This window comes from Oceanicola sp. 22II-s10i, assembly GCF_002210105.1.
GTDB lineage: Bacteria > Pseudomonadota > Alphaproteobacteria > Rhodobacterales > Rhodobacteraceae > Pseudooceanicola.
Map to the genome: position 1 here is coordinate 261519 of NZ_AQQU01000004.1, position 16413 is coordinate 277931.

The 16413-nt window shown below is 67.2% G+C and carries 15 protein-coding genes; 4 read left to right on the top strand and 11 right to left on the bottom strand.

Annotated features, from left to right (window positions below):
* Nucleotides 1–15: 15 nt before the first annotated feature.
* Together ATO6_RS13055 and ATO6_RS13060 are read right to left on the bottom strand one after the other, a co-directional pair.
* Nucleotides 16–942: an electron transfer flavoprotein subunit alpha/FixB family protein gene (locus ATO6_RS13055; protein WP_088624446.1), complete on the bottom strand. Its 927-nt coding sequence runs from the start codon at nt 940–942 to the stop codon at nt 16–18.
* Nucleotides 942–1700 carry an electron transfer flavoprotein subunit beta/FixA family protein gene (locus ATO6_RS13060; RefSeq protein ID WP_088624447.1) on the bottom strand — a complete coding sequence of 253 codons (759 nt, stop codon included), beginning with the start codon at nt 1698–1700 and terminating at the stop codon, nt 942–944. The genes ATO6_RS13055 and ATO6_RS13060 overlap by 1 nt, the downstream gene beginning before the upstream one ends.
* Nucleotides 1701–1928: 228 nt before the next feature.
* Here ATO6_RS13060 and ATO6_RS13065 point away from each other — a divergent pair, with 228 nt between their 5' ends.
* Nucleotides 1929–2453: a hypothetical protein gene (locus ATO6_RS13065; RefSeq protein WP_088624448.1), complete on the top strand. Its 525-nt coding sequence runs from the start codon at nt 1929–1931 to the stop codon at nt 2451–2453.
* A gap of 377 nt (nt 2454–2830) precedes the next feature.
* Complete coding sequence (locus ATO6_RS13070; protein ID WP_088624449.1) at nt 2831–5326, top strand: FAD-dependent oxidoreductase; 2496 nt, start codon at nt 2831–2833, stop codon at nt 5324–5326.
* Nucleotides 5327–5549: 223 nt separating this feature from the next.
* Here ATO6_RS13070 and ATO6_RS13075 read toward each other — a convergent pair whose 3' ends face one another.
* The 3 genes from ATO6_RS13075 to ATO6_RS13085 all read right to left on the bottom strand — a co-directional run bounded on the left by ATO6_RS13075 (nt 5550) and on the right by ATO6_RS13085 (nt 7894).
* Nucleotides 5550–5894: a carboxymuconolactone decarboxylase family protein gene (locus ATO6_RS13075; RefSeq protein ID WP_088624450.1), complete on the bottom strand. Its 345-nt coding sequence runs from the start codon at nt 5892–5894 to the stop codon at nt 5550–5552.
* Nucleotides 5895–5981: 87 nt separating this feature from the next.
* The gene (locus tag ATO6_RS13080; protein ID WP_088624451.1) at nt 5982–6794 is read right to left on the bottom strand and encodes a GH25 family lysozyme; all 813 of its coding nucleotides are present in this window, start codon (nt 6792–6794) and stop codon (nt 5982–5984) included.
* Nucleotides 6791–7894, bottom strand: coding sequence for an FAD-binding oxidoreductase (locus ATO6_RS13085; RefSeq protein ID WP_088624452.1), 1104 nt, complete (start codon nt 7892–7894; stop codon nt 6791–6793). The genes ATO6_RS13080 and ATO6_RS13085 overlap by 4 nt, the downstream gene beginning before the upstream one ends.
* Before the next feature lie 137 nt (nt 7895–8031).
* On the opposite strand from ATO6_RS13085, the gene ATO6_RS13090 reads away from it, so the two are divergent.
* The gene (locus ATO6_RS13090) at nt 8032–9273 is read left to right on the top strand and encodes a lytic murein transglycosylase (protein ID WP_088624453.1); all 1242 of its coding nucleotides are present in this window, start codon (nt 8032–8034) and stop codon (nt 9271–9273) included.
* Here the strand turns inward: ATO6_RS13090 and ATO6_RS13095 are convergent.
* The gene (locus tag ATO6_RS13095; RefSeq protein WP_254919147.1) at nt 9270–10877 is read right to left on the bottom strand and encodes an HWE histidine kinase domain-containing protein; all 1608 of its coding nucleotides are present in this window, start codon (nt 10875–10877) and stop codon (nt 9270–9272) included. The two genes, ATO6_RS13090 and ATO6_RS13095, sit on opposite strands and share 4 nt — an antisense overlap.
* Nucleotides 10878–11072: 195 nt before the next feature.
* Here ATO6_RS13095 and map point away from each other — a divergent pair, with 195 nt between their 5' ends.
* Nucleotides 11073–11825 carry a type I methionyl aminopeptidase gene (gene map / locus ATO6_RS13100; RefSeq protein WP_088624455.1) on the top strand — a complete coding sequence of 251 codons (753 nt, stop codon included), beginning with the start codon at nt 11073–11075 and terminating at the stop codon, nt 11823–11825.
* An 89-nt stretch (nt 11826–11914) separates the two neighbouring features.
* On the opposite strand, the gene ATO6_RS13105 is transcribed toward map, so the two are convergent.
* From ATO6_RS13105 to ATO6_RS13125, 5 genes are all read right to left on the bottom strand, one after another.
* Nucleotides 11915–13009: a BMP family ABC transporter substrate-binding protein gene (locus tag ATO6_RS13105; protein ID WP_088624456.1), complete on the bottom strand. Its 1095-nt coding sequence runs from the start codon at nt 13007–13009 to the stop codon at nt 11915–11917.
* Nucleotides 13006–13749: an ion transporter gene (locus ATO6_RS13110; RefSeq protein ID WP_088624457.1), complete on the bottom strand. Its 744-nt coding sequence runs from the start codon at nt 13747–13749 to the stop codon at nt 13006–13008. The genes ATO6_RS13105 and ATO6_RS13110 overlap by 4 nt, the downstream gene beginning before the upstream one ends.
* 6 nt (nt 13750–13755) lie before the next feature.
* Entirely contained in the window at nt 13756–14676 is a 921-nt protein-coding gene (locus tag ATO6_RS13115) for an ABC transporter permease (protein ID WP_088624458.1), read from the bottom strand.
* 31 nt (nt 14677–14707) lie between these two features.
* Entirely contained in the window at nt 14708–15172 is a 465-nt protein-coding gene (locus ATO6_RS13120) for a hypothetical protein (protein WP_088624459.1), read from the bottom strand.
* A gap of 63 nt (nt 15173–15235) precedes the next feature.
* Nucleotides 15236–16318 carry an ABC transporter permease gene (locus tag ATO6_RS13125; RefSeq protein ID WP_088624460.1) on the bottom strand — a complete coding sequence of 361 codons (1083 nt, stop codon included), beginning with the start codon at nt 16316–16318 and terminating at the stop codon, nt 15236–15238.
* Nucleotides 16319–16413 lie beyond the last annotated feature (95 nt).

A 16413-nucleotide genomic window follows, 5' to 3' on the forward strand; every position in this document is an offset into this window, starting at 1 on the left:
CACGCACCGCCCAGATTACAGCTTTTCGGTCAGCGCCGGAACGGCTTCGAACAGGTCCGCCACAAGGCCGTAATCCGCGACCTGGAAGATCGGGGCTTCTTCGTCCTTGTTGATCGCGACGATGACCTTGGAGTCCTTCATCCCGGCAAGGTGCTGGATCGCACCCGAGATGCCGACGGCGATGTAGAGACCCGGTGCCACGACCTTGCCGGTCTGGCCGACCTGCCAGTCGTTCGGCGCATAGCCCGAATCGACCGCCGCGCGGGACGCGCCGACGGCGGCGCCCAGCTTGTCGGCGAGGCCTTCGATCAGCGAGAAGTTTTCCTGCGAGCCCACGCCACGGCCGCCCGAGACGACGATGCCGGCCGAGGTCAGTTCCGGACGGTCGCTTTCGGCGACCTTGTCCTCGACCCACTCGGACAGGCCCGGATCCTCGGCCGCGCCCTGATCGGCGACGGAGGCGGAGCCACCGGTGCCGGCCGCGTCGAAGGTCGAGGTGCGGAAGGTGATGACCTTCTTCTCGTCCTTGGACTTGACGGTCTGGATCGCGTTGCCCGCGTAGATCGGACGCTCGAACGTGTCGGCGTCCACGACGCCGGTCACGTCGGTCAGGATCATGACGTCCAGCAGAGCGGCGACGCGCGGCAGGATGTTCTTGGCGTCGGTCGTCGCCGGGGCGACGATGTGGCTGTAGTCACCGGCCAGCGACACGATCAGCGCGGCGGTCGGTTCCGCCAGACGGTGACCGTAGAGCGCGTTCTCGGCGCAGAGCACCTTGGCCACGCCGTCGATGGTCGCGGCTTCTTTCGCGGCGTCCGAGCAGGTCGCACCGGCACAGAGCACGGTGACGTCGCCCAGCTTCTTCGCGGCGGAAACGGCCTTCGCGGTGGCGTCCATCGCCAGCGCGCCGTCGTTCACTTCGGCAAGCAGAAGAACGGCCATTACACGATCCCCTTCTCTTTGAGTTTCGCGACGAGGGTGTCGACATCCGGCACCATCTCACCCGCCTTGCGCGCTTCCGGCTCCGAGGTCTTGACGACTTCGAGGCGTGGCGTGACGTCGACGCCGTAATCCGACGCGGTCTTCTCGTCGAGCGGCTTCTTCTTCGCCTTCATGATGTTCGGCAGCGAGGCATAGCGCGGCTCGTTCAGGCGCAGGTCGGCGGTGACGATCGCGGGCAGCTTGACCTTGATCGTCTGCAGGCCGCCGTCGACTTCACGGGTGACGGTGGCGCTGTCGCCGTCGATCGACAGATCGTTGGCGAAGGTCGCCTGCGACCAGCCGGTCAGCGCGGCCAGCATCTGGCCGGTGGCGTTCATGTCGTTGTCGATCGCCTGTTTGCCGGCGATGACCAGACCCGGCTGCTCCTCGTCGATCACGGCTTTCAGCAGCTTGGCGACGGCCAGCGGCTCGATGTCGTTGTGGACGTCATCGGCGGCGACGATCAGGATGGCGCGGTCGGCGCCCATGGCCAGCGCGGTGCGCAGCGTTTCCTGGGCCTGTTTCACACCGATCGAGACGACGACGATCTCTTCGGCCTTTCCGGCCTCCTTGAGGCGGATAGCCTCTTCGACGGCGATCTCGTCGAACGGGTTCATCGACATCTTGACGTTGGCGAGATCGACACCGGAACCGTCCGATTTGACACGGACCTTCACGTTGTAGTCGATCACGCGTTTGACAGGCACAAGCACCTTCATTGCACGCGGTCTCCTTCAGTTTCCCAAACGCGGATTCGCGGCCTCTCGGACCGCGCTCTCGCGTGTTGATATAGCTTCGTCTGGCGGCGGGACAGAGCAAAATGCCCAAGAAAATCCCATCCGCCGCGACGTTTCGTCCGACCTGCGGTTTCATGTTCTGCTATGCGGAATATTTCTGACCGTCAGGTTTCCGTGCTGTTCGCACCACACGGGCGGTCCTGTCCACACATGCCCGACCGTTTCCACATTCTCGGCACTTTCGCGCGTGATGCAGGACCCGACCACAATCGGGAGATCGGGATCATGTCCGGGGGATACAAAATCGCGCTGGTGTTCGGGCTGGCCGTCGCGGGCGGGGGCGCCTTCTTCGCCGCCGACTACGCCGTCCAGATGAACGCAGCCAAGGAGCAGGGCCAAGCCTATGGCCTCGGCCAGCATGTCGCTGCGCTGAGCCAGCGTATGACGGTTGGACGCGGCATCGATGTGGCGCCGGAGCCCGAAGCCACCGGGACGTCCGTCGTGGCAGAGGTCGCGCCGGAACCGGCAGAGCAAGCGGCAACGGCGGCCAGCGCCAGCGCGCTGCCTGCCAAGGCAAAATCCGACGGACTGATCAGCCAGATCGGCGGTCTGTTCGGCGGAGGGTCAGAGGACCGCAAGCCCGAGGTCCAGGTATCGCGCAGCGGCATTGCAGGCGGGCTGGGGTCCTGCCAAATCGTCGGTGCATCGAAACGCTGCCGCATCGCCGAGGATTGATCCCGGTATCACCCGCCGGACACCACGCAATCCGACAAGGCTCCGTCACCGGCGGGGCCTTTTTCATCCCCGGTGGTCGTTGACCCGCCCGCAACCATTGCGGCAGATGCACGTCAGGGTTGTCTGATAATTCCCCGGCTCCACCATAATCCCGTCCGCATTTTGGTGTATTCTGACACTGTTCCGCCTGACGGCAATGATGGTGGGGCGTCAGGCGGTGCGGCGGCGGGCCGATGCATCCAAGGGTCTGTCCCGTGTCGCCTGAACCACCGCCGCGCGCCCGCGTCGGTTTTGTGCGTTCAGGCGTCGGATGACAGGTGCGCCGCCACCGGATTCTCGGCCATATGTGGACCCGCAATCCAGCGGAGCCCTGCGCCATGAAAACCCATGTCAAAGCCCTAGTCGTCGGCGGCGGTGCCGTCGGGACCTCGATCGCCTATCACCTCGGCAAGGCGGGCTGGGACACCATGCTGCTGGAGCGGGACGAGCTGACCTCCGGCTCGACCTGGCACGCCGCGGGGCTGCTGCCGCTCTTCAACATGAGCTATGCGACGACCCACATCCACAAGTACTCGGTCGACTTCTACAAGGGGCTCGAGGCCGAGACGGGGCTGAACCCCGGTTTCTACGTCGTCGGCAACCTGCGGATGGCACAGACCGATGCGCGGATGGACGAATACAGGCTCTACGCCTCGACGGCCGAGACGGCGGGCGTGCCCTATGAATGGATGACCCCCGCGCAGATGAAGGAGCGCTGGCCGCTGCTGCGCACCGAGGACCTGAAGGGCGCGATCTATCATCCGACCGACGGCTACATCAATCCGGCCGACGTGACGCAGGCGATGGCCAAGGGCGCGCGTCAGTTCGGGGTCAGCATCGAACGCCGCTGGCAGGTGGACAGCTACAACTGGACCGGCTCCGAATGGCAGGTCACCTGTTCCAAGATGGTCGAGCGGGGCGGGAACCTCGTGCCGTCCGAGGAAACCGTCGTCATCACCGCCGAGCATGTCGTCACCGCGACCGGCAACCACGCGCAGCGCACCGCCAAGCTGCTGGGGCTGAAGATCCCCGCGATTCCGGTCGAACACCAGTATATCGTGACCGAGCCGGACCCGGCGCTGGTCGAATGGCGCAAGACCAACCCGCAGCACCCCGTCCTGCGCGACGCCGACGCCAAGTGGTACGTCCGCGAGGAACGCGGCGGCTGGATCCTCGGCCCCTACGAGCGCAACGCGCCCGCGCGCTTCGCCTACGGCGTGCCCGACAGCTTCCGCGCCGACCTCTTCCCGCTCGATCTGGAGCGGATCGAGGAGGAATACATGTCCATGATCCACCGCCTCCCGTCCTCCGAGACGGTCGGCCTCAAGGACGATTTCAACGGCCCGATCTGCTATACGCCGGACGGCAACCCGTTGATCGGTCCCGCGCCGGGCCTGCGCAACATGTGGCTGGCCGAGGGCTTTTCCTTCGGGATCACCGCCGCGGGCGGCACTGGCCATTACCTCGCCCAGATGATGACGGCGGGCGAGGCCGAAATCGACATGGCCTCGCTCGACCCCAAGCGCTACGGCGACTGGATGACGACGCAGTTCGCGATCACCAAGAACGAGGAATGCTACGAGCACGTCTTCATCCTTCACCACCCCGACGAGGAGCGTGAGGCCGCCCGCCCGCTGCGCACCACCCCGGTCTACGACCGGCAGAAGGCGCTCGGCGCGCAGTTCGGCCAGGTGAACGGCTGGGAACGGCCGAACTACTACGGCCCGCTGGACGCGCCCGAGGGGTTCGACCACGACGCCCGCAGCTTCCGCCGCGGCGGCTGGTGGCAATACGCGGTGGACGAGGCCAAGGCGATCCGCGAGGGCGTCGGGCTGGTCGACGCCACCGCCTTCACCAAGCACATCGTGAAGGGGCCGGGCGCGACGGCCTTCCTCGACTGGTTCACCTGCAACAAGCTGCCCAAGGTCGGCCGGATCAACCTGACCTACGCCCTGACCACGGCGGGCACGACGCGCACCGAATACACCATCGTCCGTCTGGCCGAGGATGAATACTACCTCGTCTCGGCAGGCGCATGGACGGCCTATGACGCCGATTTCCTGAAGAAGGCGATCGAGGACAAGGAGGCCGAGTTCGGCCGGATCGAGCTGCAGGACGTGACCACCCAGTGGGGCGTCTTCGCCATCGCCGGCCCGAAATCGCGCGACGTGCTGAACACGCTGGTCCGCGACGCCGACCCTGCGACGGTGCTGTCGAACAAGCGCTTCCCCTGGCTGTCGATGCGCCGGATCGAACTGGGCATGGTCCCGGTCATGGCGATCCGCGTGGCCTATACGGGCGAACTTGGCTGGGAACTGCACCACCCGATCGAGATGCAGCGCCACCTCTGGGACCGGCTCATGGAGGCGGGCGAACCGCATGGCCTTAAGCTGGTCGGCGCGCGGGCACAGAACTGGCTGCGTCAGGAAAAGAGCTACCGCGCCTTCGGTACCGAGCTCGGCCGCGACGCCACCCCGCTCGAGGCCGGTCTGGACCGCTTCGTGGACCTCTCCAAGGAGTTCCACGGCAAGGCCGCGATGGAGGCCACCGGCATCCGCTCGATGTGCGTCACGCTGCTGATCGACGGTCCCGCCGATGCCGATCCCTGGGGCCGCGAGGCGCTCTATCTCGACGGCGAAAAGGTCGGCCGCCTGACCTCCGGCGGCCACTCGGTGGCCTTCGGCAAGTCCGTCGGCATGGGCTACGTCCGCCCCGACCTCGCGAAGCCCGGCCAGAAGCTGATGGTCCGCATGTTCAACGAACTCTGGCCCGCCGAAGTCACCGAGGACAGCCCCTACGACCCGCAGAACGCCGTCATCCGCAAGGACGGCTGACGCGCCACAGGGCGCCGTCAATGCGCGGCTCCCTGCTTCATCTTGCCAGAAATATGCCGGGGGTCCGGGGGCAGAGCCCCCGGCCTTTCCGTTTGCGCCATCGGTCTAGTCCGATGGCGACGGGCAGAGCCCCCGGCCTCTCCGTTTGCGCCATCGGTCAGGTCCGATGGCGACGGGCAGAGCCCCCGGCCTCTCCGCCAGCGCACCGCCGGCGGAGCCCACACTATCCCCGCGCCGCGAACTCGTCGTAGCACTCCAGCGCCTTGGCGGCGTACATCATCGCCGGCCCGCCCCCCATCTGCAGGTTCATCGCCAGCACGTCGCCGACCTCCGCCCGCGAAGCCCCGGCGCGCAGGAGCGTGTCCACATGCAGCGCGATGCAGCTTTCACAGCCCGTCGCCACCGCGATCCCGAGCGCCACGTATTCCTTCGTCTTGAAATCCAGCGGCCCCGCGCTCTCCTTCACCGCCTTGGTCAGACCGCCGAAGGCGCGGGTCGCGTCGGGGATGGTCTTGTTCAGCGCGCGTAGCTGCGCCTTTGTGGCATCGAGTTTCTCGGTCCAGGACATGTTCCGCTCCTTGCATATGTCCGGAACACCCAGACCATGCCCGGCGGTGCCCGGCCTTGATCCTGATCAGATCACCGCGCCGTCCGCCTACTGCCGCCGGGTCGCCAGCCATCTGTCGAAGGCGGCGGCGCTGCCGTTGAAGATATTGATGTCGACCTTGGTGTAGACCCCCGGCACCAGCCCGGTGCCGGTGTATTGCCAGAACGTCCAGGGATGGCCGGGATAGGTCCGCGACGGATGCCCGGCGGTCGAGCGCAGCCAGAAGTCGTAGCTGCGCAGGCGATACATCTCGTTCCGCTCGAAGAAGTCGGGCGTCGAGTAGATCACCGGCTTCGTGCCGTAATGCCGTTCCAGCGCCCGCAGGAAGATCAGCGCCTCGGCCCGGACCGTCTCGGCGGGCGGGCGGATGGTGCAGGTCGGCGAGAACGGGGTCCATTCCATGTCCAGAACCGGGGGCAGGGCGCCCGCCTCCTTCGGCACGTTGCGGATGAACCACGCGGCCTGTTCTGCCGCCGGGCGGCACCAGTAGTAGAAGTGGTAGGCCCCGCGCGGCACGCCCGCTCGGCCCGCACCGCGCCAGTTGCCGCGGAACTCCGGGTCCAGCAGGTCGCCGCCCTCGGTCGCCTTGATCCATGCGAAACGGACACCCGCCGCGCGGGCGCGGTCCCAGTCGACCTGTCCCTGGAACCGCGCGGTGTCCAGCCCGTGGACCGGATAGCTCGCCGGTGTCCGCCCCTCCCAGCCATGCGGGTCCGCGTCGCCGAAGGCCGCGGGCAGGCCCGGCGCATGGCGGATCACCGGCTGGCTGCGCGTCTCGCCGCCCCCGATCTCGCTGTCGCCGCCGCATCCGGCCAGCAGGAGCGCCGAGGCCAGCGCCGCGATCATCCCGCGTCGGATCATGTGCCCGTCCTCCTTAGTTCAAAACGGTCCGGCCGCAGCGCCGCGACCACATCGGGCGGCAGTTCGGGCGCCGCGCCGGACATCAAGTCGGCCAGCAGGCGGCTGGCGGCGGGCGCGGTCTGGAAGCCATAGCCGGACTGCCCCGCGAACCATACGAAATCGGGCACCGCCGGGTCCGGGCCGATCACCAGCGCGTGGTCGGGGGCGATGGACCGCAGCCCGGCCCATGAATGCAGGACACGGTCCACCGGTTCGGTCACCATCTCCTCGTAGCGCGCCAGCCCTTCGGCCAGCACCGTGTCGTCGGCGAAGGCGTCATGCGGCTCCATCGGGTCGGCCTCGGACGGCGATACGCTCAGCCGTCCGACGTCGGGCTTGGCATACCAGCGCTCGCCGACCGCGTCGATGAAGGGCCAGCCGCTCAGGTCGTGCCCGCCCGGCGCGGGGATCACCGCCATCGACCGCCGGTGTGGCACGATGCCGATTGGCGCGACCCCGGCCATCTCGGCCACCGTATCGGCCCATGCCCCGGCCGCGTTGACCAGCGTGCGGGCGGTCATCGTCTTGCCGCCCGCATCGACCGCCCAGACGGACCCGTCGCGGCGGATTGCATGGACCTTGTGCCGGGTCAGTATCTCGGCCCCCGCCGCGCGGGCGGCGCGCAGGAAGTTCTGGATCAGCAGGTGGGTGTCCAGATCGAAGGTGCCCGTATTCAGCGCCGCGCGGCTGACCGTCTGGGGGTTCAGGATCGGCACCAGCGCGCGCGCCTCGGACATGCCGATCCGCTCCATGCCGAAATCCGCATGTTCGCGTTCGAAGGCGTCTTCCTCGCCCGGCCTGCCGATCAGCAGCATCGCGCGGGGCGTCAGCACGCCGCCGTCGGCATGGAGGTGGTGATCCTCGCTCGCCTCGTTCAGCGCCCGGACGGCGCCCGCGCCATAGGTGCGCAGGAACATCGCGGCCGAGCGGCCCGAGGCGTGATAGGCCAGCGCGTCCTCGCCTTCGAGCAGCGTGACGCGGCCGAGCGGGGCCAGTCGCGCGGCGGCCGAGACACCGGCGACGCCGCCGCCGATGATCAGGAAATCCGTATCGGTCTGCATGTGGCGACTGTGCCATCGGGCGGGCCGGCGGGAAAGCGCTATCCGAGGCGGATGGCGGCGCTCCGCCGGTCCCGGTGGCTGACCCGGCGGGGCGGGCATGGTATCACCACCGGACCGACGCTAGAGGGGAGCCTTCCATGCCGTTCCGCGCCATCCTTGCCGCGCTGATCCTGACCGTCCTGCCCGCCATCGCGGGGGCGGTCGACAAACCGGCCGTGGAACGGCAGTTCCGGGGCTGGCTGGACCAGACAGTCTGGCCGCAGGCGCGGGCCGCAGGCGTGTCGCGCGCGACCTTCGACCGGGCCTTTTCGGGCGTGACGCTGGACTGGTCTTTGCCCGATCTCGTGCCGCCGGGAGCCAAGCCGGAAGGGCCGCGCAAGCAGCGGCAGAGCGAGTTCGGCTCGCCCGGCAGGTATTTCAGCCGTGGCGGCGTGGACAGCGCGACCTCGGTCGGGCGACAGATGGCGCAGCGGCACGCGGCGGCGCTGGCGCGGGCCGAGAAGGCCACGGGCGTGCCGGGGCGGATCGTGCTGGCGATCTGGGGCCGGGAAAGCGGCTATGGCCGCGCCGCGATCCCGCACGACGTGTTCCGGGTGCTGGGGACCAAGGGCTTCATGTCCACCCGCGCCGCCTATTTCACCGGCGAACTGGTCGCCGCGCTGCGGATCGCGCAGGCCGGGCACGCGCCGTCGAGCGCCATGAAGTCGAGCTGGGCCGGAGCGCTCGGCCAGCCGCAGTTCATGCCGAGCTCGTTCCTGCAATACGCGGCTGACGGGGACGGGGACGGCCATGCGGACATCTGGCGGTCCGAGGCGGACACCATCGCCTCGATCGCCAACTATCTCGCCAGGCACGGCTGGGTCTCGGGCCGCGACTGGGGGTTCGAAGTCAACCTGCCCGCCTCGGTCTCGTGCACGCTGGAGGGACCGGACCAGGGGCGGGCCATCGCGGATTGGGCCCGGATGGGGATCACGCGGGTGTCGGGCCGTCCCTTTCCCGACCACGAACTGGCGGGGCAGGGGTTCCTGATGCTGCCCGCAGGGCGTCATGGGCCCGCCTTCGTCGTCACGCCGAATTTCTACGTGCTCAAGGACTACAACATGAGTGATCTCTACGCGCTGTTCGTCGGCCATGTCGGCGACCGCATCCGCTACGGGGTCGGCGACTTCACCGCCCGGTGGGGCGCGGTCGGCGGGCTCTACCGGTCGGACGTGGCGGTGATGCAGCGGGGGCTGGAACGGCTGGGGCACGACGTCGGCGGCGCCGATGGTCTGGCCGGGTTCAAGACCCGCCGCTCCATCGGCCGCTGGCAGGAGGCGCAGGGCCTGCCAGCCACCTGTTTTCCCGAAGCCGCGATGAAGGGACGGCTGGGCGGCTAGAACCGGTCCGCCACCATCACGTCATGGGCCTTCAGCGGCACCTCGATGACGCAGTGCAGGCCCTCGGGCCGCAGGTCGTGGATCAGCGTGCCCTCCAGCTGGCGTTCGATCATCAGCGTCAGCAGCGTCGACCCGAAGCCCTTGTCCGAGCCGGCCCCGACGTCGATCGGTGTCGCGCTGCTCTCGATCCAGTCAAGCCGCATTTGCCGGTAGTCCGATAGCGTCCATGTCACCGTCAGCCGCCCGCCGTCGCCGTTCAGCGCACCGTATTTCGCGGCATTGGTGGCCAGTTCGTGCAGGACCATTCCGACCGAGGTGCATTCGACCGGCGACAGGGCGACCTCGGGACCGCTCAGCGTCACGTCGCTGTTCGAGCCGCCGATATAGGGCGCCAGCTCCTGCTTGAGCATCTGTTCCAGCGTGACCGTCTCCCACTTCCTGTCCGACAGCAGGAAATGCGACTTGGCCAGCGCGGAAAACCGGTCGATCAGCTTGGCGCGCATGATGTCCGGGTCCTCGGCGCGGGCCAGACGGACGATGGCCTGCACCACGGAGAGAAGGTTCCGGGCGCGGTGGTTGATCTCGTTCGACATCAGCCGTTCGCGTTCGGCCGCGCGGGCCCGTTCGATCAGGTGCATCAACCGGCTGAGCACGGATTCGACCGTTTCGACCTCCATGTCCGACCAGTGCCGTTCGCGGCGCGAATGGACGAACAGGATCGCCTGCGTGCGTCCGTCCTCGACCCATGGCACCGCCAGCGCGGCGGCGCAGCCGAGCGCGGCGAGAACACTCGCTTCGACATCTGCGCGGTTGGTATCTGTGCCGTCCAGCCGGATCACATGCCCGTCCAGCAGATCGGTCCATGCGGTTCCGTCGATCGGCGCGTCGCGGACAGCATCGTCGAGCGGGGCCATGTCAGGGGTCGCCCAGACCTCGACCACCGGCAACGAAGCGCCGGAGCCGCCGGGCTGCAGTTCACGGACCCCGACCCGGTCGGCGGAAAGGTGACGGCCCAGCATCTCCAGCGCGGAACTGCGCCCTGCCGGCGCATCGGTCACGTGCCGGAACATGTCGCTGAGTTCCAGCAGGAAGCCCGTGCTTTTTTGCTGCAGAACCTGCCGGGTTGTTTCGCTGCCGGTGTTGAAGATGCCGCCGATCGAGCCGTCATCGCCCCGTATCGGGGTGAAGTTATAGGTCCAGTAGGTTTCTTCCTCGACCCCGAAGCGGCGCATCGGCAGCATCTGGTCTTGAAAGAACACCCCGCTGCCTGTGCTGATCGCCTGGGTGAACTGCGGCTCGATGATGTGCCAGATGTCGGCCCAGACCTCCTCCGCCGGCTGGCCCAGGCACGCGGGATGGCGCGGGCCGGGAATGTGCGACCAGGCATCGTTGTAGAGCAGCCGCAGGTCCGAGCCCCAGTAGATGCAGGCCGGAAAGGCCGAGTTCAGCGCGATCCCGAGCGCCGAGCGCAGCGCGACCGGCCAGTCTTTGGGCGGGCCGAACGGGTGGCCCGACCAGTCGAACTGCCTGATCCGCGTGGCCATTTCCCCCGTTCCGTCCAGGAACGAGCTCTTGTCGAAATTGGGCGACTGACGTCTTAGCAAGTAGTGCTCCCTGAAGGCGTGCCGCGCGAACAGAAGCGTCCCTCGGATCGCCACCATAGAGATGGAGCGAAACGCTGTCTGTGCAAATCGTGTGTTACGGAAAGAGAACTTGGCGGTCGGTGTGCGGGAACCCGATGCTCCGCGACATCCGGTCTCCGCTGTTGTAGGAGGGGCAAGGTTGCAAAGGACGCGTGGATGACGATCACCAACGAAGACGAACTGGACGGGCTCAAGGCGATCGGCCGGATCGTCGCCGCCACGATGCAGTCGATGGCCGCGGCGGTCGAGCCTGGGATGACGACGGGCGAACTGGACGGGATCGGGCGCGACCTGCTGGACCGGGCCGGCGCGGTGTCGGCGCCGCAGTCGACCTATGACTTTCCGGGCGCGACCTGCATCAGCGTGAACGAAGAGATCGCGCACGGCATTCCCGGCGACCGGGTGATCGCCGCGGGGGACTTGCTGAATATCGACGTCTCGGCGTCGAAGGACGGATTCTTCGCTGACACCGGCGCGACGTTCCGGGTGGGACCGGTGCGCCCCTCGCTCGACCGGCTGTGCCGGGACGGGCGGCGGGCGGCTCAGATCGGCATCGCACAGGTCCGCGCCGGACGGCCGCTGGCGGGCATCGGGCAGGCGATCGGGCGCTTTGCGGAGGCGCGCGGCTATACGCTGATCCGCAACCTCGCCAGCCACGGCGTGGGGCGGGCGCTGCATGAATATCCCGAGGAAATCGCGACCTGGCCCACGCGATCCGACCGGCGACGGATCAATCGCGGGCTGGTGATGACGGTGGAGCCGTTCCTGTCCACCGGCGGCATCTGGGCCGAAACGCGGGACGGCGACGAGTGGACGCTCTACAGCACACCCGCCGCGCCCGTGGTCCAGTATGAACACACGGTCGTCGCCACGGATCGCGGGCCGCTGGTGGTGACGCTGCCCGGCTGAGGCGGCATGGGAAACGAAAACGGGCGGCCCGGTTGGGACCGCCCGCAATGATCGTCACGCGGCGCGGGACCAGCCCGCGCCGGACCCGCTTACTGCGGGATCTCGCCTTCCAGCCCTTCGACGTAGAAGTTCATGCCGGCCAGCGTGCCGTCGTCGGCGGTCTCGCCCTCGGCCAGCCAGTCGGAGCCGTCCTGCTTCTTCAGCGGGCCGGTGAAGGGGTGGTATTCGCCCGACGCGATTGCGTCTTTCAGCGCCAGAGCCTCGGCCTTCACCTCGGCGGGGACCGCGTCGGTGATCTCGCCGATGCCGACCATGCCGGCACCGATGCCGTCCCAGGTCATCTCGGACTTCCACGTGCCTTCCATGACCGCGCGGGTCTGCTCGATGTAGTAGGGCGCCCAGTTGTCGATGATCGAGCTGATGCGCGGCTTGGGCGCGAACTCGGCCATGTCGGAGGCCTGACCGAAGGTATAGACGTTGCCCGCCGCCTCGGCCGCCGCCTGCGGCGCGGTGGAGTCGGTGTGCTGCAGCACGACGTCACAGCCCTGTTCGATCAGCACCTTGGCCGCGTCGGCCTCTTTCGCCGGGTCGAACCATGTGAAGGCCCAGACGATCTTGAACTCGACATCCGGGTTCACCTTCTTGGCGTGGATGTAGGCCGAGTTGATGCCGCGGATCACTTCGGGGATCGGGTAGGAGCCGATGTAGCCGATCTTGTTCGACTGGGTCATGTGCCCGGCGATCGTGCCCTGCACCGCGCGGCCTTCGTAGAAGCGGGCGGAGTAGGTGCCGACGTTCTCGGCGGTCTTGTAGCCGGTGGCGTGCTCGAACTTCACGTCCGGGAACTTCTTGGCCACGTTGATCGTCTGGTCCATGTAGCCGAACGAGGTGGTGAAGATCAGCTTGGCGCCGCCAAGCGCCATCTGGGTCATCACGCGCTCGGCGTCCGGGCCCTCGGGCACGTTCTCGACATAGGTCGTCTCGACCATGTCGCCGAACTCGGCCTCGACGGCCTTGCGGCCCTGATCGTGTTCATAGGTCCAGCCGCCGTCGCCAACGGGGCCGACATAGACGAAGCCGACCTTCAGCTTTTCGCCGTGGCTGGCCGCACGGGCCATGCCGCCGGCGCTCAGCGCCATCGCGGCGGCGGTGCCGGCGAGGAACGTTCTCTTGTTCATCTTCATGGGTCTTCCCTTCCTTGATGAGTGTCTTGTTCAGTCTTTGTGTCCCGCTTCGGCGACAGCAGCGCCGAAGTCAGAAGTCCGGTCGGCAGCGCCACGATGCCGAGCCCGATCAGCAGCACCAGCCCGGTGAAGATCCGTCCCCCCGCCGTGACGGGATAGACGTCGCCGTAGCCCACGGTCGTCAGCGTCGCGAGCGCCCACCACAGGCTTTCCGGGATCGAGGTGAAGGCCTCGGGCTGCGCATTCCGTTCGAAATGGTAGATCCCGACCGCCGCGAGATAAAGCATCAGCACGGCGACCATCAGAACGGCGAGGATCTCGTGCCGGACGGTCAGAACCGCCGCCGAGAGCCGGTCGAAGGCATGGCCGAGCCGCAGCAGTTTCAGCACGCGCAGCAGGCGGAACAGCCGGATGACCCGCAGCGATTGCAGATCCGGCCAGACCAGCAGCAGCGCGGGAATGCAGGCGAGGAAATCCACCACGCCCCAGAAGCTGAAGAGATACCGCAACGGTTCCGGCGCCGAGATCAGCCGAAACACGAATTCGGCGAGGAACATGGCGAGGAATACGTATTCCGCAATGGCCAGAAAGCCCGCGTAATGGCCCTTTACCTCGGGCAGCGACTCCAGCGTGATCACGACCGCCGACAGGATGATCGCACCGCCGATGATCTTCTGTGCGAGGGGTCCCCAAGTGGCGTCGCTTCCTTCGAGAATGGCGTTCAGTCTGGCGCGGGTCATGTCGCACTATTGCGAGGCGTGGAATATCCGGCCGAGTGAGGCCGGCGCCCGGCTCTTGTCCGCCGACATGATGACCAGCACGAGGATGGTGATCAGGTAGGGAGACATGGAAAGATATTCGACAGGAATGGCAAGCCCCGCCGCCTGCAGATTAAGCTGCAACACGGTGACACCGCCGAACAAATAGGCACCCAGCAGGACGCGCCAGGGCTTCCACGAGGCGAAGACCACCAGCGCCAGAGCGATCCAGCCCGCGCCCGCGGTCATGCCCTCGGTCCATTGCGGCACCCGGACAAGGCTGATGTAGGCGCCGCCCAGACCGGCGCAGGCGCCGCCGAACATGATCGCCATGACCCGCACCCGCTTGACCTTGTAGCCGAGCGCATGCGCCGCATCGTGGCTTTCGCCGACCGCCCGCAGGATCAGCCCCGCGCGGGTGAACTTCAGGAACGCCCAGACCACCGCGACGACGGCGATCCCGAAATAGACCATCAGGTCATGCCCGAACAGGATACGCCCGACGAAGGGCAGGTCGCTCAGCACCGGGATCTCCAGCCGTCCGGTCGCGGGCGGCTTGATCCCGACATAGCCCTGCCCAAGCAGGGAGGACAGCCCCAGCCCGAACAGCGTCAGGGCCAGGCCGCTCGCCACCTGGTTGGCCAGCGCGACCTGCGTCAGCAGGGCAAAGAGCAGCGACAGCGCCGCCCCGCCAACGGCGGCGGCGACGAAGCCCGCGAAGGGCGACCCGGTGTTGACGGCGATCGCGAAGCCGCAGATCGCGCCGGTGATCATCATCCCCTCGACCCCGAGGTTCAGGACACCGGCCCGTTCGACGACCAGCTCGCCGATCCCGGCCAGCAGGATCGGCGTCGCGGCCACCATGAGCGAGGCGATGAGAAGGACGGGGTTGATCGCGCTCAGATCCATGCCGCGTCCTCCTCGGGGTCAGCGGCGGGCGTCAGGCCTGCCGCACGCATTGCGAGGCGTAGACCTGCATCTGCTGGTTCTGGTAGCGATGCGTGAACGCCATGTTCTGGTTGCTCTGCATCTTGGACTGGAAGAAGAACTGCGAGGGCCCGAAGGCCAGTCCGCCGCTCTGCTGTCCCTCGACCACGACCATCTGGCCTTGCGCGGACCAGCGGCCCTGGAACTGGAACTGGAACTGCCCGGAACTGGCGCCCTGCACGCCTTGTCCCTGCGCGCCGCCGTTCTGATACAGCATCATCTGGAACTGCATCATGACCGGGTTCGGATTGACCCCCGGCGCGGTGTTCTGGAACCCCATCTCGCAATACCACGTTCCGGCGGGCGACATGGTCCCCGGCTGCTGTTGCTGTGGCGGCTGGAGTGTCTGCGCCGTTACCCCGGTTGCGGCAATCGTCATGCAAATGGCGCTGAGCGCGCCAGTCAGTATCGTCTTCATAGGAAAATTCCCCAAAAGTATGAACAATGGGGTCAGAATAAGCGAAAACGGGATTCTGGCAATTCACGCTTTGGGCCCTCCGCCGATCCGGATGCGGTAATTCGTCATGACGTCCACCGCGAGCAGGAAGAACAGCAGCATTCCCTGGAACACCTGGATGGCCGCCGCAGGCAGGCCCAGCCCGGACTGCGCGATCTCGCCGCCGATATAGGTCAGGGCCATCAGCAGCCCCGCCAGCAGAATGCCCACCGGATGCAGCCGCCCGAGGAAGGCCACGATGATCGCGGTGAACCCGTAGCCGACGTTGAAGTCGATGCTGACCTGACCCGCGGGGCCCGAGACCTCGAACATCCCGGCCAGCCCGGCCAATGCTCCGGAGGCGCCGAGGCAGAAGATGATCAGCCGCGCCGGCACGACGCCTGCGAACTTCGCGGCGCGCGGGGCTTCGCCGGTCAGACGGATGTGAAAGCCCAGCATGTGCCGGTTCAGCAGGACGTAGGCGAGGATCACCATGATGAAGGCCGTCGCCACGCCCCAGTGCATCCCGGTGCCCGCGATGATCTCGGCGTTATGCGCACTTTCGTATTGCTGCAGATTCCGGCTGCCCGGAAAGCCGAAGCCCTGCGGGTTCTTCAGCAATCCCAGGGACATGGACGCCAGCAATTGCTCGGCCACGTAGACCAGCATCAGGCTGACGAGGATCTCGTTGGTGCCGAACTTCACCTTCAGCAGGGCCGGGATCATGGCCCAGATGAACCCGCCGAGCGCGCCGCACAGGATCATCAGCGGGAACAGCCAGACGGCCTCCAGCGGATAGAAGGCCAGCGCACATCCCGCGCCCGTCAGGGCACCGATGATGTACTGCCCCTCGGCCCCGATGTTCCAGATCCCCGCCCTGAACCCGAGGCTGAGGCCGATGGCGATCAGCACCAGCGGCGCGGCCTTCACCAGCAGCTGCGGGCGGTAATAGAACGCATGTTCCCCAAGCAGCGGGTCGTAGAAGATCGTTCGGATCGCCGTCACCGGGTCCTTGCCGAGCGCCGCGAACAGCAGTCCACCGAAGATCACCGTCGCCAACACCGCCACCAGCGGCGTCGCCCATGCCCAGACCCGAGAGGGCTGGCGCCGTTTCTCAAGCCTCAGCATGACGGCACCTCCCGTCGTAGGGTGCGTGCTCGCACGCACCGAGCCTGGGTGACGTTCGTCTGGCGGTGCGTGCGAGCACGCACCCTACGGGAAGA